Origin of the sequence: Streptococcus sp. k-628, assembly GCF_013277475.1 — a bacterium.
Lineage (GTDB): Bacteria > Bacillota > Bacilli > Lactobacillales > Streptococcaceae > Streptococcus.
This window is the reverse complement of record NZ_VMMZ01000009.1, coordinates 21,353-41,182: the sequence shown is the minus strand read 5'-3', so window position 1 is coordinate 41,182 and position 19,830 is coordinate 21,353. Positions and strand designations below refer to the sequence as shown.

The window sequence follows — 19,830 nt, the reverse complement described above, 5'->3', positions numbered from 1 at the left end:
AAAAAATCGTTCAGTACTATTTTATCACAAATGGCAGTAAAAGAGAGAAAAAAGACTTGATTCACCAAATCAAGCCTCTTATTGGTCATAATTTTAAAGAATGATTAGTTGCTATAGAGTTCACCGATATAAGTAGCTTTATAAGCCCCATTCTCAGTTATCAGTTCCTGGAGGATCAAATCTCCTGAGTAAGTCCTTCCCATCTCATCTACAAATTCTTGATAAAACTGACTGGTCGGAATTTCTCTGACATCCTTATCAAATGTCTTGTCAAGTGTTTTACTAACCTTTTCGGCAATCAACTGATGCTCTTGCCATCTACTTTGAAATTCTGAGCCTGAACTAGACACCATGACTGGGATAACCAACAAGGTCAGTAGACTTACAGACAATAAGGAAAATAGTGATTTTTTCATGATTTTTCCTCCTTTCTATATATAGAATAGCATACATAGAAAGCCTTGTCACTATATTTATCTCATTTTTCAGAAAATTCTTTTATTTCTGCAAAGTTGTAAAGTCTACGATACTCGATGTGTTTTTATATAATGATACAGTCTGAGAATCACTGTCCCACTAGCCATTCCAATAGAGATTACCAAAGCCAGCATGACAACCAAGGTCGCACTTGCCAGCGCTTTATTATAGTCCCCTGTCACAAAAAAGGCAGTTGTCCGATAGGAGAGGTAACCCGGAACCAAGGGTGCCAAGATTGCTAAGATAAAGACTACAGCAGGAGTCTTATAAAGAATACTTAAAATCTGGCTGACACAAGAACCTATTATGGCGGCAATAAAGGTAGCCACAATAACATTGGTCGGTTCCTTGAGCAAGAGATAGACTAGCCAGACAGCCATGCCCAAAATTCCTCCTGGTAAGAGCATAGAGCGTTGCACATTGAGTACGATTAGAAAAGTGATAATAGCAAGAAGACTTGCTACTGCTTGTAATAAAAAGGTTGTTAGTGTCATATTAGTTCATCAATACCAAGGCGACAGAAGTTCCTGCCCCTAAAGCAAGGGTAATGAGCAGGGATTCAAACATCTTGCTCATACCAGAGTTTATGTGGTTGGTCATAATATCACGAACCGCATTGGTCAAGGCAATTCCTGGAACAAACGGCATGACCGCACCAGCTATAATCAAATCTGCTGTTGAAGGAAAGCCTGTGTAGCGAGCCCAAAACTGGGCAATCATCCCAAAGACAAAGGCTCCAGCAAAGGCTGTCACAAAGGGAATTCGGATAAACTTCTCCACATAGAGGGAAAAGGCAAAACCAAATAAGGTCGCCACTCCTGCCCCGATTGCATCGTAGATATTTCCACTAAACATAATTGAGAAGAAAGGGGCACTAAATGTCGCAGCCATAGTCACCTGCAACTTGGTATAAGGAAGGGGTTGAGCTTGTAAAGCCGTCAATTGCTTGAAGGCCGTCTCTAAATCAATCTGCCCCCCAACCAGCTGACGAGAAATCTGGTTGACATCGCAGACTTTTTCGATGTTATAAGAAGAGGAGGTCACTCGCTTCATGCGCGAAATATTGGTGTTTTCAATGGAGAAAAAGATAGCAGCAGGCATGGCAAGAACATTGCAATCCACAATCCCCTGCGAATGCGCAATACGAATCATGGTATCTTCTACACGATGAATCTCTGAACCACTTTTAAGGAGAATGGTTCCTGCTAGCATAATCACATCGATAACAGCGTTTAATTCTTTTGACTCTTCCATGCTTTCCTCCTTTTATCAACTCTTTCTATTCTATCACAAATCTGGACTCAAAAAAAATCTTTGCCATGAAATCATGACAAAGATTCATTTAATCACGAGAATTTTCGTGGTTGCCTTCACTACTTGATTGAGTAGGACCAGGTGCATTCTCTCGTTGATTTCCTTGTTGGTTCCCCTGACTTGGTGTTGTAGTAGAACCTTGGTTTCCACGTTGGGCTGGTGCTGATGATGACGTTGACGGCGGTGTTTTTGGTTTGTAGATTGAAATCTTGACACGCGTCTTAGTCAAATCAACCTTTTCACCTGCTTTTGGACTCTGTTCAACGACTGTACCTTCAGCAGTTCCAGCGGGAGCTGTCGACACTTCTACAACTTCAATATTGGCTTCTTTAATACCGACAATTTGAACGAGATTATTTTTAGTAAATTCGAGACTAGATCCTATATAACTTGGCATAGCAACGCTGGTTACTTTCTTAGCAACGGTTAAGGTAATCGTTGAGGCCTTGCTCAAATCATAGGTTGTTCCGGCAACTGGACTCTGTCTGAGAACGGTTCCTGCTTCGCTCTCACTTGATTCCTCTTCTTCAATCTTGATGAGATTTTCAGGAACCTTCTTCTGCTTGAGTTCTGCGATAACATCTGTCGATTTACGGCCGATATAGTTACTCAATTGGAAAGATTGCTTGCCTGATGAGACAACCAAATTGATTTTCGTTCCTTCTTTTCGACCAGTTCCAGCGCCAGGATCTGTACGGATAATCCGCCCCTCTTCCACCTTTTCACTAGCCTCTGTCTTCTCCTCGCCAATCTCAAAATTGGCTTTCTTGAGGGTTTCCTTGGCCTCCGCAACTGTCTGACCTGCCACATCTGGAATGGCAATGGTTGCAGCAGTTCTGGATAAGATCCAAATCAGAGAGGCTGCCACCAATACAAGGCTAGCCAAAAAAATCAGGTAACGCATCTTAAATCTACGTTTTTTCGGTGCTTGTGGTTGGTAAGTTTCCTCTGTCACAGCCTGGCTTGTTTTTTTGATTGGTTTGTGTTCTGTCTGCGCTTGAACCTTAGGAATCGAAGTCAAGGTGCTCTGGGATACTTTTGGTAGAGTCTTGGTGTCCGCCTTAGTCGCATCGTCAAAGACCAGTTTTGGTTCATTACGACGATTATAAGACAAACTACTAGACAAATCTACATACATTTCAGCAACTGATTTATAGCGATCTGTCAATTTTTTAGCAGTTGCCTTGATAACAACATTCTCCAAAGCCTGGGGCACAGATGGATTCTCAGCAATAACGGACGGCAGTGGTTTTTGGAAATGCTGGAGGGCGATGGTCACTGCACTATCCCCATCATAAGGGATATGGCCTGTCAGCATCTCATAGAAAATAATCCCCATTGCATAGATATCACTTTGTACAGTCGCCTTCGAACCACGCGCCTGCTCTGGTGACAAGTAATGAACTGAACCCAGCATCGAGTTAGTCTGAGTCAGACTCGTCTCAGCAAAGGCTACTGCAATCCCAAAGTCTGTAACCTTGACAGTCCCATCTGGTGTCAAGAGGATGTTTTGAGGTTTCAAGTCCCTGTGAACAATTCCTCTGGTATGGGCCAAACGCATGGCTAGGAGGATTTGTCCCATGATACGGACGGCTTCTTCATTAGAAAGAGGATAATGTTCCTTGATATAGCGTTTAAGGTCAAGTCCAGCCACATACTCCATAGCTAGGTACTGTTGACCGTCTTCCTCGCCAATATCTGTTATCCGAACGATATGAGGATGGTCTAAATCTGCCATAGCTCTCGCTTCACGCTGAAAACGAGCCACAGCTATCGGGTCTGTCTGGTAGTTGGTTCTCAGAACCTTCACTGCCACTTCTTCCCCGTCCAGAATCAAATCTTTGGCCAAGTAGACATCCGCCATGCCTCCTCGACCAATTTGTTTGACAATCCGATAGCGTCCGGCAAAAATCTTGCCGATTTGGATCATTCTGCATCCTCCTCGTTCATAGAAACAAGGGCAACCGTAATGTTGTCTAAACCTCCTGCATTGTTAGCAAAACGAACAAGTGTCTCCGTTTTATCTGCCAAAGGAATATCACTGGTTACAATATCACGAATCTCACTGCCTGAAATCATGTTGGTCAAGCCGTCACTATTGAGCAAGAGATAGTCACCTGACTCAAGGATCACTGTCCCAAAATCAGGCTGAATTTCATCTTTTTGCCCAATAGACTGGGTGATAATATTTTTTTGCGGATGAGCTTCTGCCTCTTCTGGTGTCAATTGACCAGCCTTGAGCAATTCATTGACCAAGGAATGGTCGCTCGTTAACTGATGGTATTCTTCTCCACGAATCAAGCCGATACGCGAATCACCAATATGAGCATAGATAGCCTGATTATCAATAATAGCAAGGACTTCCAAAGTAGTTCCCATGCCTCTGTAAGCTTCATCCTGACCAAGCTGGTGAATCTTTTGATTTTCAATTTCTAGGTAATGGGCGAACCATTCACGCACTTCATTGACTGTATCGATTTGGGTATCAACCCAAGCTATACCTAGGTCTGTTACCGCCATTTCACTAGCGATATTCCCTGCGCGATGACCTCCCATCCCATCAGCTAAAATAATCATGGTACGTCCAGCTCTATTGACATAGTGGTTGACATAGTCTTGGTTATTTGTTCGTTTCTGACCAACATCTGTTAATAATGAAATTTCCATGTGTCAGTTCCTTCCTAATCCGATATCTTGCGAAATTGACTGATGAAGAATCCATCACTTCCATACAGTTCAGGTGTAATGAGGATACAGCCATCTTTCATGATATCCTTACATTCATGTTCTAGTCTTACCTGCTCAAACTCAGGATGACTTTCTAAAAACGCCTCAACGACTTGAAAATTCTCCTCTGAGACAATAGTACAGGTACTATACGTTATTATACCACCTTTGCCTAGTGTTTGACAAACACTACCTAATATTTCTAGCTGAATTTCCTGTAAGGACGCGAAATCTGCCGTTTCTTTATTGTATTTGATGTCTGGTTTTCGGCGCAAAAGACCGATTCCTGAACAGGGAGCATCCACCAAAATCTTATCAAATGAATCCTGACCAAAAAACTCATGTACCTTTCTGGCATCCAATTTTTGCCTTTGAACCCGATCTGCAACTCCCAGACGTTGGGCATTTTCTTGAATCAAGTCCAACTTGTGGTCATACAAGTCCAGAGCAGTAACCTGACCTGTCGTAAGATAAGAGGCTATATGGGCTGTTTTCCCACCCGGAGCCGCACAGGCATCAAGCACTCGTTCATCACCTTGTAAATCAAGCGTCGGAGCAACCAGCTGACTGGACTCGTCTTGGATGGTAATGGCTCCATCCGCAAATAAATTATGCCCTGCAAAATTCCCTTGCTCCTTAACCAGACCAGTGGTTGCTAAAAGGGAATTATTCGCCTCCAACAAGGCTTGGATTTCCTCTTTTCGACTTAGGTCTGTTACACGAATACTGGCCTTGTTTCGCACCAAGAGACTTTCAAAAATAGCCTGTGCTCGCTCCTCTCCGTATTCTTCCTTAAGTTTAGACACCAACCAAACCGGAAGAGAATAGGCAATGGAGTCACGCTTGTTTTTTCGTTTGATGCTGGTGATATCTGGCCAGCCTTCACGTAGAATACGACGAAGGACGGCGTTGACCAATTTTTCACTGCCTTTTTTACGGACTTTGGCCAATTCTACTGCTTCATTGACCACAGCATGGTCTGGAATTTTGTCCAAATAGCGGAGCTGGTAGGCACTCATGAGAAGTAGGACATAAAGCCAGCTGTCTAACTGGTCTCTGTCCTCGATAAAGTGGGATAGGTACCATTCCAGAGTCAGTTTACGGGCTACCGTTCCATAGACTAGCTCGGTCACCAAGCCCTTGTCTGCTGCCGAAAGTTGACTTCCCTTGAGATGCTTATTTAAGGCGATATTTGAGTATGCTTGATTGATAAAAACATCCTCTAATACTGCTAGGGCTAAATTTCTAGCCGTTTCTACTTTAGTCACCAAATCGTTCTCCTACAGTCAATGTACGTCCAACTCCGTTGAGGAAGGAAGCAATGTCCATCTTAGGCTTACCAGCTGGTTGCACTTGTTTGAGGGATAAAGCCCCTTCAGCCGTTGCGACAATCAATTCTTTCTTGCCGATAGAGAGGATTTCTCCTGGATTTCCCTGACCTTCTACTGGTAGAGCTTCATAAATCTTAAAGCGGTCGCCCTTAAGGAAAGTATGGGCAACAGGCCAGGGGTTCATGCCACGGATCTGGTTGAAGAGTTGACGATTAGTTTTGTTCCAGTCCAGTTTTTCTTCCTCTGTCTTAATATTTGGCGAGAAGGTAACCTGACTCGGATCCTGTGGTTCAGGTTTGATGTCACCAGCAATGTAGGCAGGTAAAGTATCCAAAAGCAAATCGCGACCAACAAGAGCTAATTTCTCAAACAAGGTTCCAACATTGTCCTCATCTGTGATAGGAATACTGCGACGAGAAATCATATCCCCTGCATCCATTTCCTTAACCATTTCCATAATGGTCACACCAGCTTCCTCATCCCCTTGAATCAAGGCATAATGGATAGGCGCACCACCACGGTGTTTAGGAAGGAGGGAGGCGTGGACATTGACCGCAAAATCCATGCTATCAAGTAGTTTACTTGGAAGAAACTGCCCAAATGCAGCAGTCACAATTCCATCCGCTCCTAGTTTCATAATCGCTTCCATTTCTGGACTTCCAGATAATTTTTCAGGTTGGTAGATAGGAAGTCCAGCCTCCTTGGCAGCCTGCTTGACTGGGGTTTCTTGGATCACTTTTTTACGGCCGACAGCACGGTCTGGCTGGGTCACAACGGCTAGAATTTCGTAACGGTCATCTGTCAAAAGTCCTTTTAAGACTGTTGCTGAAAAGTCGGGTGTCCCCATAAAGATTAATTTTGTCATATCTTCTCCTTCTTATAAAAATTGCTGCGGCTCATGGTCAATGCTGAGACGGAGCTCACTATTTTCCCGTTCTTGAGTCAGAGCCAAGACCTGGTTGAGGGTCGGCCCAAGCTCATCTTCTAAACGGTATTTAATTAAAATCTGGTAATGATAGAGGTTGTGGGTACGGGCAATGGGCTTGGGCGTTGGACCAAGAATGTGACTAGTTTCAGACAAACCTGACCGCAAAATATTCATGACTTCATAAGCACGTTTGACAACCTCTTCTTCTTTCTTGTGAGAAAGGGTAATGCCAATCGTGAAATAGTAAGGTGGATAACCAAGTTGTCGTCTAATACCCATTTCATAGGCATAAAAGCCTTCGTAGTCCTGGTCTTTTGCAAATCGAATAGCGTAGTGCTGAGGATTGTAGGACTGTATCAAGACCTGCCCAGCTTTTTCGGCACGACCTGCCCGACCTGCCACCTGAGTCAAAAGTTGGAAGGTTCTCTCAGAAGAACGGAAATCAGGCAGATTCAAGGCTGTATCTGCATTGAGAACTCCAACTAGAGTAACATTGGGAAAATCCAATCCCTTGGCAATCATCTGAGTACCTAGTAAAATATCTGCTTCCCCTCGGCCAAACTGGTCAAGCAGAGCTTGATGACTACCTTTCTTACGAGTCGTGTCCACATCCATCCGCAAAATGCGGGCCTGCGGAAAGAGTTCTGCCAGCTCATCATAAGCCTTCTGGGTTCCCGTCCCGTAGTAACGAATACTGCGACTCTTACAGTTAGGACAGACCTGAGGAATGTCTTTCGAAAAACCACAATAATGGCAGTTCATGTTCTTGGTATCCATATGCAAGGTCAAGGAAATGTCACAGTTGGGACAAGTATCCACGGTCCCACACTCCCGACACATGACAAAGCTAGAATAGCCACGACGATTGAGCATGAGAACCACCTGCTCTTTTTTAGCCAGACGGTCCTGAATGACTTCTAGCAAAGGGGGCGTAAAGTTTGACGTCTCGTTTTGTCCGATATAGTCCCGAAAATCAATCACTTGAACCTTGGGAATAGTGGCCTGAGGATTGGCGCGTTGGGTCAGACGCAAGTGTTGATAGACGCCTTTGCCAGCACGCGCCCGGCTCTCTAAGCTCGGTGTCGCGGAACCAAGAACCAATGCCGCTTGATTATATTGGGCCCGTAAAATAGCCACCTCTCTGGCATGGTAACGGGGATTACTGTCCTGCTTATAAGTCGCTTCATGCTCCTCATCGATTATCATAACACCTAGATTTTTCAGCGGAGCAAAGATGGCAGATCTGGCACCAACCACAACTTGAGCATCTCCACGTTCTACCTTGCGCCATTCATCATACTTTTCACCATTGGACAAGCCTGAGTGAAGAATAGCCACTTTCTCACCAAAACGTGCTATAAAACGCTCCGTCATCTGAGGAGTCAGGGAAATCTCAGGCACCAGCAAAATAGCTGTCTTGCCCTTGTCCAAAGCTCCTTGGATTATTTGTAAGTAAACCTCGGTCTTCCCACTTCCTGTAATCCCTTGAAGGAGGAAGGGGGGCTGATGACTACCAATAGCACTGACAACCGCATCACGCGCCTGTCTTTGCTCTGGATTCAACTCCAAAGGCTGACTTGCCTCAATGCCTTCAAAATAAGCAGCCGAGCGTTGCACTTCCTTTTTGACTATGGTCACAGCACCTTGTTCCACAAAGAAGTTAACTTGCTCCCGCGAGTAGGAATCTAACAAACTAGCCAAGGAATCACTCTCTGGATGAGACAGCAGATAGTCTCTCAGTTCTAACTTTTTCTTGGCGCGTGCAGAAATCTCTACACCTTCTAACTGAACAAGGTCAACCTCATACCAAGACTGGGTCTTGACCTTCTTCTGATCGACAGCCTGATATTCCAGGCCAAGTAGACCTTTTCTAGTCAAACGCATCATTTCGGCTTGCTTACCTAAATCCAGAGAAGAAAAGGCAAGCGAATCTTCTGAGCCAAATAGACGCTCTCGATCTTCCTGACTCAAACCTTCCAAAGGATAGAGAATCTTGTCATAGCTGGAGTTCAGAAATCCCGGCAACATAGCCTTGAGGATGGAAATTTTATAGGAGAAGACAGATTTGCGTAACTCCTCAGCCAGCCAGAGTTGTTCTTGCGTGAGAACAGGAGAAAAATCCAGCACCTCTGCAATATCTTTTAAATCTTGCTCCATCTCTTCTTCATCTGGTTGGGACTCCAAACCAAGAACAATCCCTTGAATCAGGCGATTGCCCTTACCAAAGGGCACATGAACCCGCATCCCAACTTCCAGCATTCCCTCAAACTCCTCAGGAATCCTGTAACTATAGGGCTGGTCCGTCTGCATCAAAGGCACATCTACGATAATCTTGGCTATAGCCATCTTCTCACCTCCTCCTTGTCAGTACATTCTTGCAATAGAAAAAATAAGATTGAGTCCCCCCAACCTTAAATTTTTTCACCTTCTTCTTTTTCTTTAGCGATTTGCTCTTTGATTTTCTTTTCTTCTTCTTCTTTGCGGCGTTTTTCTTCTTCGATACGGCGACGCACTGCTTCACGTTTTCCTTCTGGATCTGGGTGAATCGTAACGTTTCCTGATTCGATTTCTTCTAAAGCGCGAAGAGTTGATTTTTCAGATTTGAAACCTTGAGTTGCTGGCGCACCTGCTTCCAATTCGTGGGCACGTTTTGCTTCCAAGATTACGAGTGAATATTTTGAAGGAACCTTGTCGAGCAAGGTATCAATAGAGGGTTTTAACATCATTTGCTTGTACCTATTTTCTAAATTTTATCGGGTAGTTGGAGATTTTGGTAACATCTCCTGATAGTGACCAATGACACGATCCACACGGAAGTGCTCTGCTTCGATCACACGTTTGACACGCTCAGCAGCTAGGGGCACCTGATCGTTGACAATCGCATAATCATACTCACGCATGAGGGCAATTTCTTCCTTGGCTTTTTCGATTCGTTGGACAATCACTTCTGCACTATCTGTTCCACGACCTACCAAACGATCTTGCAATTCATCCAAATCTGGTGGTGTCAGGAAGATAAAGACAGCATCTGGAACCTTTTTCTTGACCTGAAGAGCGCCCTGAACCTCAATTTCAAGGAAAACATCGATTCCCTTGTCCAAGGTTTCATTGACATAGGTCAGAGGAGTTCCATAGTAGTTGCCGACATATTCTGCATATTCCAACATCTGACCTTGACGAATCAGCTCTTCAAACTCTTCACGAGTACGGAAGAAATAGTCAATACCATCCACTTCTCCAGGACGTTGTGCGCGCGTCGTCATCGATACAGAGTATTGAAATTGGTTTTCAGAACTCTCAAAAATCTCTCTTCTAACCGTTCCTTTTCCAACCCCTGAAGGACCAGAAAAAACGATTAGTAAGCCTCGGTCTGCCATTGTATCTCCTTTTAGTCAGTCTGTAAAAATAAAATAAAATTTTCCTTCAGATAGTAGCATTTTACACAAACTATCCTTCTACAGTCTTTCTATCTAGTGTAACAAAAAAGCAGTAATTTTTCAACTGCTCTTTCTTATTTATTTAGCATAATCTATGATTTATACAATGTAGCCCCTTTAAAAAAGACTTGCCTTTTTATTCCATTTAAGAGATAATGAAACTACTAATATAAAAGGAGAGATTTATGCCAATTTATAAAGGAAAAAATGTCGATGAAGCTATTGAAAATGGCTTGTATGAACTCAATCTCAAAAAAAATGAGGTTAAAATCAATATTATTGAAGAAGGAAATGCTGGAGTATTTGGTTTTTTTGAAAAAGAAGCTGAGGTTGAAATTACACCATTAAGCCCACTGGAATTGAAGGTAAAAAAACTAATTCCATATTTAATTGGTGTTGCTGTAATATTTATTATTCTTTTGTTGGTGCTATTTGGAGGAAACTCAGATAAGTCAACTTCTGTTCCAACTTCCACATCTACAGAAACTAGTTCCATTGTGGAAAAATCCGTCGAAAAAACAAATGAGGCATCATCTACATCACAAAGTTCTACATCTATTTCCTCTAGTTCAACTAGTACCTCATCAAGTTCTACCGAATCCTCGTCAACAAGTCCATCCCAATCAGCTGTCATCACGACTGAAAATAATGAGGAATTTAAAGCACTATTGCAGACTGAAGATTCAAACACAATAACAGATTTTGTTCAAAAACATAAAAATCAAACTATTGAATTCGATGGAAATATTGCCTATCTATCCAAATTAAAATCAAAGTATGATGTTCTCATACATTCTGGAGATTATCATCCTGATGAAGCTTCAGGTCCTAATTTCAAAATTCCTCAAATTACTATAATATCAAACCCTATATTTAATTCATTTAATGGTGACGATATTAAGATAGGGCAGAATATACATATAAAAGCAAAAATCGGAAATTATAACACTACTCAAGATTTAATCTATATATCCCCAATTGAGATTTCACCTCGATAATATAACGAATTATTTTCAAATAATTTATTCAAAAAAACTGAAGTCAGATTGCACTGACCTCAGTTTTTTATTATTTAGCATAATCTACTGCACGAAGCTCGCGAATCACGGTTACCTTGATATTTCCTGGATAATCGAGATTGTTTTCAATTTTCTCACGAACTTTGTGAGCCAAGATTGTGACTTTGTCGTCCTTGATTTGTCCTGGATTGACCATGATACGGATTTCACGGCCTGCTTGAAGGGCAAAGCTATTTTGTACCCCTTCAAAGCCGTTCGCAATTTCTTCCAAATCATGAAGACGCTTGATGTAGCTTTCAAGAGACTCACTACGAGCACCTGGACGTGCCGCGCTCAAGGCATCTGCTGCAGCGACAATCACTGCAATGACACTTTCTGCTTCAACATCGCCGTGGTGACTAGCAATCGTATTCACCACAACTGGATGTTCCTTGTACTTACGTGCCAATTCCATACCGATTTCAACGTGGCTACCTTCAACCTCACGGTCAATAGCTTTCCCAATATCATGAAGGAAACCTGCACGACGGGCAAGAGCTGCATTTTCACCAAGCTCGCTCGCCATGATACCAGCCAACTTAGCAACCTCAATCGAATGACGCAAGACATTTTGTCCATAAGAGGTACGGAACTGCAAACGTCCCATAATCTTCATCAAGTCTGGATGAAGGTTTGGCGCACCAATTTCATAGGCAGCAGCCTCACCGTATTCACGAATCTTATTGTCAATCTCTTGACGGTTTTTCTCAACCAACTCTTCGATACGAGCTGGGTGGATACGACCATCTTTGAGCAACATTTCCATAGTCATACGAGCAATCTCACGACGAATCGGATCAAATCCTGACAAGGTCACCACTTCTGGTGTATCGTCGATAATCACATCGACCCCTGTCAAACTTTCAAAGGTACGAATGTTACGACCTTCACGACCAATAATGCGTCCCTTCATAGTATCATCTGGCAGATGAACTGTTGAGTTTGTTGACTCCGCTACATATTCACCAGCGATACGTTGCATAGCTTGAACCAGGATGTCCTTGGCCATTTTGTCAGAACGTTCCTTAACCTCTTGCTCGGCTTCGCGAATGCGGCTGGCAATCTCCTTGGTCAAGTTTTCCTCTGTCTGTGCCAAGATAATATCTCGTGCTTCTGCCTGAGACAGAGCACCAATACGCTCTAACTCTGCTTCTTTTTGTCTTTCGACTTCCTCTAATTGCTCTTCACGCGCATCAAGGTTTTTCGCTCTATCAGAAATACTTTGTTCTTTTTGTTCAAGTGTTTGTTCTTTACTCGTCAAATTGTCGTCCTTACGGTCGAGGCTAGTAGCTCTCTCGGTCAAACGACTTTCGATTTGTTTGAGTTCTTGACGTTCTGATTTGAATTCAGCGTCCACTTCTTCACGGTATTTTCTGGCTTCTTCTTTGGCCTCCAATAGTGCTTCTTTTTTAAGAGACTTGCTTTCACGCTTGGCTTCATTAACAAGTAAATCTGCTTCACGCTCAGCTTGTCCACGTAAATTAGTTGCTTCTTGTTCAGCATTTAAAAGCATCAACTCCGCAGCTTCCTGAGATGATTTCATCTTGGCTGAGATGCTGACATATCCAATGACTAAACCAATGATGACGGCAAAAACAGCAATCGCAAGCGACATGATTTCCATGTTTTTACCTCATTTTATTGTTATTCCGAATGACATACATTCTTTTACATTCTACCATAAAAAAGTGATTTTCACAAACCTAAAATGGATATCGCTAACATCCGCATTATCACTATCATAGTTATCATTTACAGATATAAAGCGAATACCTTTTTCAGGAAATATCTTTTGTAAGTACTTTCCTGACTCGATATAATCTCTGCCGAAACGAGATAAATCTTTTACCATAATGATAGAAAACTTTCCTTTATTCAGGTCATCAATCATATTCTTAAAATTTGGTCGCTCAAAATTAGAACCACTATGTCCATCATCTACATATTCATAGGATAATTCAATAGATTTCTCTTCTACCTCCAAAAAGCAAAAAGGATAAATTTCCCCTACACTTTAATAGTGAAAATTTATCCCTCTTGGTAAGCTCTTTTATTAATTTTTTTGATAAAGAAAAAGCACATTTTATTTAACTGGTGCTGAAATCTTTATAATAACATTTTTTTAGTTCTTTCTAGAATAATGATATTAAGATTTTTCATATATCTTATATATTCTTCTTCTCTCCTAGCAATCCTAATATCTTCTTTATCTAAAAAGACAACCTGATTGTTCTCTAAATCTGATTTAATTAAATCTATAATTTTATTTTGCTCATATATAAATCCTTCTAACTTAAAAAACTCGACAAATTTCTCAAATCCATTTTTACAATTATCATCATCAAAAAATAGTTCAAACCATTCACGGTAATTCTCTATAGCATAATCTATTTTTGAATTATTATTTCCCGCAAACCATTCTTTTATAGCATATAGTGTTAAATCAAAACGATCATAATATCCTTTATAAATTCCATTCTTGATTCTAGGTTTTCCACCTCTAGCTGTATTAACGGTTTCTGATTTTCCACCACCTCTAGGGAAAAGAATGTATCCACCTATTGTTCTTGAAATACTCAAATGATCTAAAATTATTCTGTCATTTAATCCTGCCTTTTGTGCCCAATAAATAGAGGCTCCTATATAATCACTTGATAATAAATACTTATCCTTATCAATAAATAAAGTATAAAAATCTCCATTTCCAAAGTTTTGGCATTTATTACATACAGATGTTATTTTAAGTTTTTCTTTTGAATCATCATCAAAAAACATCTTACATAAATCATCGTACAACGCCTTACTACATACATCAGGATCCTTTCTATTATATAATGAAAAACCTTTGGGAAAATAAGGATATAAATCAAATAGATAATTTTTAAACTTCATATTTATTATTCTCCATTAAATCTTTTTAGGAAATTTAAAGTCAAATTTTCCTCCAAGCACACCCGCACTTACTCCCGCAACTACTACAAGTGTTGTACTAATTGTTCCTATTTTCTTCACGCCACTGTTTAGCTCTTTTGTTAAATAAAACAACATTGATCATATCTGCTTCACTTACATACTTGTAAGACAACTGTTCGTTGGTAAGATCTTTTAAGAGATATTCTTTGATTGCATCTGTATGAATTTTGTAGTTAATCTTAGAAATTTCTCTATTCAAATTCCAGCCTAATGATATCTTAGAATTTTAATCTGACTTAAGTCTTTTGTAATCCTGAATTACATACATCTTAAATTCAGCAGAAATACATGAAGCAAATTCAAAGGCAATATCTGTATGTGCAAATGCACCGCCATATCTTCCACCTTTTGAGATAATTCCGATTGCTCCAGTTTTCTCTACCCATTTCTTAGGAGACAATGTAAATGAATTATATCCAGCTTCCGATTTAATTCGGTCGAATTCGACCGAATTGAAATTCATGTTGTTTAAGCTTTTCCATAAACCAAGAAACTCAATTGTATCTTTTCTTCTCATCCAATTTTTAATTACATCACTCGATACTTATCCGAACGATAAGCTCCACGTAAGGTGTTCGCAATCGACCAAACTGCATTGACTACATTTGAAATCTGAACATCGTTCGACTGGAATATCGGTAGTTTTTCTTTAAAATTAGACATTTGCTTCCCCTGTTTTTATGATTTACAATTCTCTTCATTATACCACAAAATAAGAGTTATAAAGCGGATTCAAGGACAAAAATTGTGATCGCTATACTAAACTTCTTTTCTTTTTTTATCTTAGGAAATCTGATATTCTCCAAAAAATTTTATCTTCAATTTGCTAGCTAAAATTTCTAAAATAAAAAAGCCTACTTTTCAGTAAACTTAGTAGTAATCTTTGAAGGACAAGAAAGCGATGCTATCTCCATCAATCATATAAATCAAGCGATTTTCTGCATCAATACGCCGTGACCAGGCTCCTTGGTAATCATACTTGAGTGGTTCTGGTTTACCTATTCCTGTAAAGGGATCACGTTGAATATCCTTGATTAGTTTATTGATTCTTTTTAACGTTTTCTTGTCCTGAGTTTGCCAGTAGCAATAATCTGCCCAGGCATCTTCTGTAAACTTGAGTAGCATTCATCACTCCTCACTCACATGGACCTGAGTGCTTCCAGCACGAACTTGAGCCATTCCTAGCAAGACCTTGTCAGATAGTGCCTTGTTTTGAGCGATTCTTAGGGTTTCTTGAATACTATCCCACTCGCTCTTTGAAAGGACAACAATATCCTCATCAGGATTTTTATTGACCACCGTCAAAGGCTCAAATTCATCATTTGCCTTCTTCATATAGTCTTTTAAATGATTTCGGAATGTTGAGTAAAGGACTGTTTCCATAACCATACCTCATTTTACCTCTTTTCCACTATTATACACAAAAAGAAAGAAATTGTCAGGAACTTGTACAAGATTTTCTTTTCTATCTATTTATACTCAATGAAAATCAAAGAGCAAACTAGGAAACTAACCGCAGGCTGTACTTGAGTACGGCAAGGCGACGTTGACGCGGTTTGAATTTGATTTTCGAAGAGTATTATTCGTAAAAAATCTCAAAAAGCCTACCTTTCAGTAGACTTAGTTTATTTCTATTCTTATCGGCACTCTTCCAAAATTCTGCTCTGCTATACTTGACTTTCCCAGTTGGTAAATCTGGTCTGCCTTTTGAGTCATGACATCCCAGGGTTCTTTGCCAATTCGGCTGACTAGACTGACCTGACCTTTCAAAGATTTGAGATGTTGCCTGCCTTTTTCAGTAAATCCAAGGACATGAATCCCTTCTGGCAAGTTATTTTCTCTAGCCTGCACCAAGATATAGGTCAAGAGGCGTCTGACACGCGCCTTGGTGTAACGCTTGGTCGCAACCGCCTTAACCAAGTCTTCCACAGACTGGGCTGTCTTGATGGCTTCCTTAATGCGTACTACCATTTCTTGATTGACCTGATAGATGGTAGTTAGGTCGGGATTTGACAAGATTTGATAATGGAGCAAGGGAAAATAGTCTTCCCAGTTCACCTTACTGGCCTGCTCAAAAAGGGTAACAGAAGGCATAAAGCGTTCTAAGAAATCTTGGTCCTTCTGGTGCTGACGAAGGGCTGTCGCCGAGGCAAAGTCCACATCCTTGTCCACAGAATGATAACCTGCCCCCTGACGCTGAATTGGATGCAGCTTGATATTTCGTCCTGCAACCGCCTTGGCATAAGCAAGAGCAAGAACATGATTGGGCGTATTGCCTGAAAAATCAAGATCTGCAAATTCCTTCCACATGGCTTGAGTTTTCTGAGGATAGGAGAGAGAATCAGGCAGATTTTCCACAAAACTCTCCATCTCATCACCTTGCTCTGTGTATAAGTCAGCGATTTTCTGGTAATCCAGAGCTTCTTCTGTCCCAAAAACTAGGCTATCAATGCCCAACCGAGCCAAGATATCCACAGCTCCTTGGCCAAAGAAATCTGCCGCCTGAACACTGACTAAAAAGGGCAATTCTACTACCAGATCCGCTCCATTTTCCAGCGCCATCTGGGACCGTTTCCACTTGTCCACAATTGCAGGCTCTCCACGCTGCATGAAATTCCCAGACATGGCTACGATTTTCAACCCCTCTGCCTGATCCAGCAGGTATTTGTGCCCATTATGAAAAGGATTAAACTCCGCGATAATACCTGTGATGGTCATGATAATCTCCTACTTCTGCGCGACAAAAAACCAACGGGTACTGGTTTCTGTCGGCTCCTTGTCCTCAAAGTCCGCATAGAGTTTGAAGTACTTGAATCCAGCCTGTTCCAGCAAAATATCATAGGTCAAGACCTCATAGGTCCGCTCCTCATGCACTTCATCGTGACGACTAAAGGAACCGTCAGCCTCCTTGATAAAGAAGGTCAGCTCATGAACGATAGAGTGAGGCGCTACATCCTCGTAGGTATCCCAAAGCATAGCGAAATCTTCCGCATTTTCATGGTAGGAATAGCCTGGAAAAATTTCATCCGTCTGGTAAGTCGAATGCACGTCAAAGATGAAAACTCCGTCTTCATTGAGGACATTATAGACTTCCTTAAAAACGTCTCCTACTTCCACCTCATCTTGCATATAGCAGATTGAGTCCGAATAACAAGTGACAAAATCATATTGACCTGCCTTGGACAAATCCAGCATATTGCCTTCAATAAAGTCAATCTTTTGTTTGGCTGAAGCAGCTCTCTTCTCAGCAATCTTCAACATATCCGCACTCAAATCAAGACCAGTCACATCAAAACCAGCCTGAGAGAAGCGCACAGATTGAATTCCTGTCCCACAAGCCAATTCCAAGAGTTTCTTTCTCTCCTTGGTCTTAGGCAAATGACGCAGAGAAAAGTCCGTCCATTTATCATATAAACTATCGTCCATAACCGCATCATAGACCGCCGCAAAGGTTTCATAAGTCGCCATAATCATGATACCAAGAGCTTCCATGGCAAACACCACTCGCCCTATACCTTTCTATCCATTTTCTTCTAAAATAAGTAAAGAAACCCAGTTGACTACAACTGAGTTCATCTTCTAAGCAAGAGCTTCTGAAATATCTACTGAGTCTGCCTCATGCCATAGTTTTTCGAGATTATAGTGGGCACGCATTTCTTCTGAAAAGACATGCACAACGACACCACCAAGGTCCAGCAAGACCCAACCTCCAGCTGCGTCGCCTTCGACATGACTGCCTTTAAATCCTGCTTCCGCTACTTTTTCACGGATATTATCAGCGATAGCATCCAACTGACGGCTATTCATTGAACTAGTAATAACAAAGTAATCCGTCACGCTAGTCAAATCTTGTACATCAAGTGCGAGGATATCCTCCGCACGTTTCTCATCAGCCGCTTTCACGACTAGTTCTAGTAATTCTTTTTCGTTCATTTAGTCCTCTTTCAAATAGTGCACAAAGGCGTTATAGGTTTCAAGGGTTTGGGGATAGATAGGGAATCTCTGATGAGCTAGATGCTCCACGGTACGAGCTGTTTCGTAGGCCACTGCCTTATTGAGCGATAGCTCAGCAATCTCACGTGCCACATCTACTCCAGGAAAGGCTCGATTATGCTCGATATAGTCTGCGACGTAGATGACTTTATCTAGGTCTGTCATCTGGTCAGCACCGACTGTATGGATTTCAATAGCTCGCAGGATTTCAGAGTCTTGCAAATTCAAATCTTCCTGAATTTTGTATATACCCACCATACCATGCCAGACATTATTGCCCCAGTTTTTGAGGTCAGGGTCTAGCTGATAACGGTCAATCAAGTCTAAAAATTCCTGATCTGACAGCTTCTTAGCATAGTCATGAAGAAGGCCTGCTAGACCTGCCTTCTCACCATCTACTCCAAATCTCTCTGCTAGTTCTATGGCTGCACGCTCCACACCCAAACAGTGGGTTAAACGTTTTTCAGGTAGAAGCTCTGCCATTTTTTCCAACAAAGCCTCACGGGAACAGTTGATATAGTCTTGATAGGCCATCAGTAGAGCCCCTCCTTCTCGATGTAGTCCAGCACAGGCTGAGGTAGGAGAAAGTTGGGTTTCCGACCTTGAGCAATGAAGTCACGCACCATGCTGGATGAGATATCCATGAGAGGCACATCCACCCAGATAACTGGATAGGAAGTTCCAGCCTTGTAGCGCGGGCGCTGAACCCCCACAAACTGAACCATGTCAACCAGCTCATCAATTCGGTACCATTTAGGCAGATAGTCCACCATATCGGCACCAATGATAAAGTAATAATCCGTATCTGGATGTTGCTCTGTCAAAATCTTCATGGTGTCGTAGGTGTAGGAAATGCCCTTGCGCTCCAATTCAATTGTTTCAATGGCTAAGCCTTCAATCCCCTCAATCGCCAACTCAAGCATCTTGAGACGGTGGTGTTCAGGGATGGTTTCCTTTTTATCAACATGAGGAGGTTGGTATTCAGGCATGAGCAGAACCTGGTCCAATCCCAACTGTTGCCGTACTTGGTCCGCAACGATCAGATGGGCATTGTGAACAGGGTTAAAATTCCCCCCTAAAATCCCGACTTGTTTGCGTTTTTTCTCCTTGATTTCTGGCTCCAACTCTACCTTGGTAAAGGGAGTCAATAATTCGATTGCCATAGGCTAGTCTCCTTTATTTCTCTGTATAAACAGTTATTTGGAGTAGGTTTTTAGATTTCTTTGACTTTTTTAGAAATCTTGCGATTTTCTTTCTTGCTAGACTGTTTAAACAAAATCAAGATGCGTCCGATTTTTTGGACTGTATCCACACCGATTTCTTCTTCCAAGATTTCAGCTACTTCGTGGATATTTTCATCGGTATTTTGCAAAAGAGTAACCTTGATCAATTCACGGGCGTCAAGAGCTTGACGGACGCTGGTTTTGATTTGGTCGTTGAGTCCATTTTTCCCGATTTGGATGATAGGTTTGAGGGTGTGTGCCTGGCTGTTGAGGAAGGCACGTTGTTTTGATGTTAATGACATAATTTCTTCCTTGTTTTTTTGATAGTTATCTTAGGTGGTGAGGGACGGTCGGAACTAATTTTCCAAA

The 19,830-nt window shown here is 41.6% G+C and carries 22 protein-coding genes and 2 pseudogenes; 1 reads left to right on the top strand and 23 read right to left on the bottom strand.

Annotated elements, in window-relative coordinates:
• Positions 1-104 precede the first annotated feature (104 nt).
• The 10 genes from HT730_RS01755 to gmk form a co-directional block, all read right to left on the bottom strand.
• Complete coding sequence (locus HT730_RS01755; protein WP_173306635.1) at positions 105-353, bottom strand: hypothetical protein; 249 nt, start codon at positions 351-353, stop codon at positions 105-107.
• Between the two features lie 168 nt (positions 354-521).
• A complete protein-coding gene (locus tag HT730_RS01750; RefSeq protein WP_119947467.1) occupies positions 522-971 on the bottom strand; it encodes a threonine/serine exporter family protein in 450 nt (149 codons plus the stop codon).
• Between the two features lies 1 nt (position 972).
• Positions 973-1,731: a threonine/serine exporter family protein gene (locus HT730_RS01745; protein WP_173306613.1), complete on the bottom strand. Its 759-nt coding sequence runs from the start codon at positions 1,729-1,731 to the stop codon at positions 973-975.
• Positions 1,732-1,819: 88 nt separating this feature from the next.
• A complete protein-coding gene (gene pknB, locus HT730_RS01740) occupies positions 1,820-3,721 on the bottom strand; it encodes a Stk1 family PASTA domain-containing Ser/Thr kinase (RefSeq protein WP_173306612.1) in 1,902 nt (633 codons plus the stop codon).
• Complete coding sequence (locus HT730_RS01735; protein ID WP_000406237.1) at positions 3,718-4,458, bottom strand: Stp1/IreP family PP2C-type Ser/Thr phosphatase; 741 nt, start codon at positions 4,456-4,458, stop codon at positions 3,718-3,720. The genes pknB and HT730_RS01735 overlap by 4 nt, the downstream gene beginning before the upstream one ends.
• 14 nt (positions 4,459-4,472) lie before the next feature.
• Positions 4,473-5,786: a 16S rRNA (cytosine(967)-C(5))-methyltransferase RsmB gene (gene rsmB / locus HT730_RS01730; protein WP_173306611.1), complete on the bottom strand. Its 1,314-nt coding sequence runs from the start codon at positions 5,784-5,786 to the stop codon at positions 4,473-4,475.
• Entirely contained in the window at positions 5,779-6,714 is a 936-nt protein-coding gene (gene fmt / locus HT730_RS01725) for a methionyl-tRNA formyltransferase (RefSeq protein ID WP_173306610.1), read from the bottom strand. Before fmt ends, rsmB begins: the two co-directional genes overlap by 8 nt.
• 12 nt (positions 6,715-6,726) lie before the next feature.
• Positions 6,727-9,123, bottom strand: a complete 2,397-nt coding sequence (locus tag HT730_RS01720) for a primosomal protein N' (protein ID WP_173306609.1) — start codon at positions 9,121-9,123, stop codon at positions 6,727-6,729.
• Positions 9,124-9,188: 65 nt separating this feature from the next.
• Positions 9,189-9,503: a DNA-directed RNA polymerase subunit omega gene (rpoZ, locus tag HT730_RS01715; RefSeq protein ID WP_173306608.1), complete on the bottom strand. Its 315-nt coding sequence runs from the start codon at positions 9,501-9,503 to the stop codon at positions 9,189-9,191.
• Between the two features lie 24 nt (positions 9,504-9,527).
• On the bottom strand, positions 9,528-10,154 hold the full coding sequence (gene gmk / locus HT730_RS01710; protein WP_173306607.1) for a guanylate kinase: 627 nt from the start codon (positions 10,152-10,154) through the stop codon (positions 9,528-9,530).
• Positions 10,155-10,399: 245 nt separating this feature from the next.
• On the opposite strand from gmk, the gene HT730_RS01705 reads away from it, so the two are divergent.
• A complete protein-coding gene (locus HT730_RS01705; RefSeq protein WP_173306606.1) occupies positions 10,400-11,212 on the top strand; it encodes a DUF4839 domain-containing protein in 813 nt (270 codons plus the stop codon).
• Positions 11,213-11,282: 70 nt separating this feature from the next.
• Here HT730_RS01705 and HT730_RS01700 read toward each other — a convergent pair whose 3' ends face one another.
• The 13 genes and pseudogenes from HT730_RS01700 to yhbY form a co-directional block, all read right to left on the bottom strand.
• Positions 11,283-12,896 carry a ribonuclease Y gene (locus tag HT730_RS01700; RefSeq protein WP_000404934.1) on the bottom strand — a complete coding sequence of 538 codons (1,614 nt, stop codon included), beginning with the start codon at positions 12,894-12,896 and terminating at the stop codon, positions 11,283-11,285.
• A gap of 90 nt (positions 12,897-12,986) precedes the next feature.
• Positions 12,987-13,247: pseudogene (locus HT730_RS01695) on the bottom strand (recombinase family protein); the annotation flags it as partial.
• A 131-nt stretch (positions 13,248-13,378) separates the two neighbouring features.
• Positions 13,379-14,164 carry a hypothetical protein gene (locus HT730_RS01690; protein WP_173306604.1) on the bottom strand — a complete coding sequence of 262 codons (786 nt, stop codon included), beginning with the start codon at positions 14,162-14,164 and terminating at the stop codon, positions 13,379-13,381.
• Between the two features lie 15 nt (positions 14,165-14,179).
• A complete protein-coding gene (locus HT730_RS01685) occupies positions 14,180-14,320 on the bottom strand; it encodes a hypothetical protein (RefSeq protein WP_000899898.1) in 141 nt (46 codons plus the stop codon).
• Positions 14,274-14,777 (bottom strand): annotated as a pseudogene (locus tag HT730_RS10650) (KilA-N domain-containing protein); the annotation flags it as partial. The gene HT730_RS01685 and the pseudogene HT730_RS10650, both read right to left, overlap by 47 nt.
• A 338-nt stretch (positions 14,778-15,115) precedes the next feature.
• The gene (locus HT730_RS01675) at positions 15,116-15,370 is read right to left on the bottom strand and encodes a Txe/YoeB family addiction module toxin (protein ID WP_173306603.1); all 255 of its coding nucleotides are present in this window, start codon (positions 15,368-15,370) and stop codon (positions 15,116-15,118) included.
• 3 nt (positions 15,371-15,373) lie between these two features.
• Positions 15,374-15,628 carry a type II toxin-antitoxin system Phd/YefM family antitoxin gene (locus HT730_RS01670; RefSeq protein WP_173306602.1) on the bottom strand — a complete coding sequence of 85 codons (255 nt, stop codon included), beginning with the start codon at positions 15,626-15,628 and terminating at the stop codon, positions 15,374-15,376.
• 237 nt (positions 15,629-15,865) lie between these two features.
• Positions 15,866-16,963 (bottom strand): nucleotidyltransferase, encoded by a 1,098-nt coding sequence (locus tag HT730_RS01665; protein WP_173306601.1) that lies wholly within the window; start codon positions 16,961-16,963, stop codon positions 15,866-15,868.
• A 9-nt stretch (positions 16,964-16,972) separates the two neighbouring features.
• Positions 16,973-17,713, bottom strand: a complete 741-nt coding sequence (locus HT730_RS01660; protein WP_173306634.1) for a class I SAM-dependent methyltransferase — start codon at positions 17,711-17,713, stop codon at positions 16,973-16,975.
• Positions 17,714-17,824: 111 nt separating this feature from the next.
• Positions 17,825-18,178 (bottom strand): ribosome silencing factor, encoded by a 354-nt coding sequence (gene rsfS, locus HT730_RS01655; protein WP_094753151.1) that lies wholly within the window; start codon positions 18,176-18,178, stop codon positions 17,825-17,827.
• Positions 18,179-18,772, bottom strand: coding sequence for a bis(5'-nucleosyl)-tetraphosphatase (symmetrical) YqeK (yqeK, locus tag HT730_RS01650; protein ID WP_173306600.1), 594 nt, complete (start codon positions 18,770-18,772; stop codon positions 18,179-18,181).
• A complete protein-coding gene (locus tag HT730_RS01645; protein ID WP_009729842.1) occupies positions 18,772-19,401 on the bottom strand; it encodes a nicotinate-nucleotide adenylyltransferase in 630 nt (209 codons plus the stop codon). Before HT730_RS01645 ends, yqeK begins: the two co-directional genes overlap by 1 nt.
• Before the next feature lie 50 nt (positions 19,402-19,451).
• Complete coding sequence (gene yhbY, locus HT730_RS01640; RefSeq protein WP_000060169.1) at positions 19,452-19,763, bottom strand: ribosome assembly RNA-binding protein YhbY; 312 nt, start codon at positions 19,761-19,763, stop codon at positions 19,452-19,454.
• Positions 19,764-19,830 lie beyond the last annotated feature (67 nt).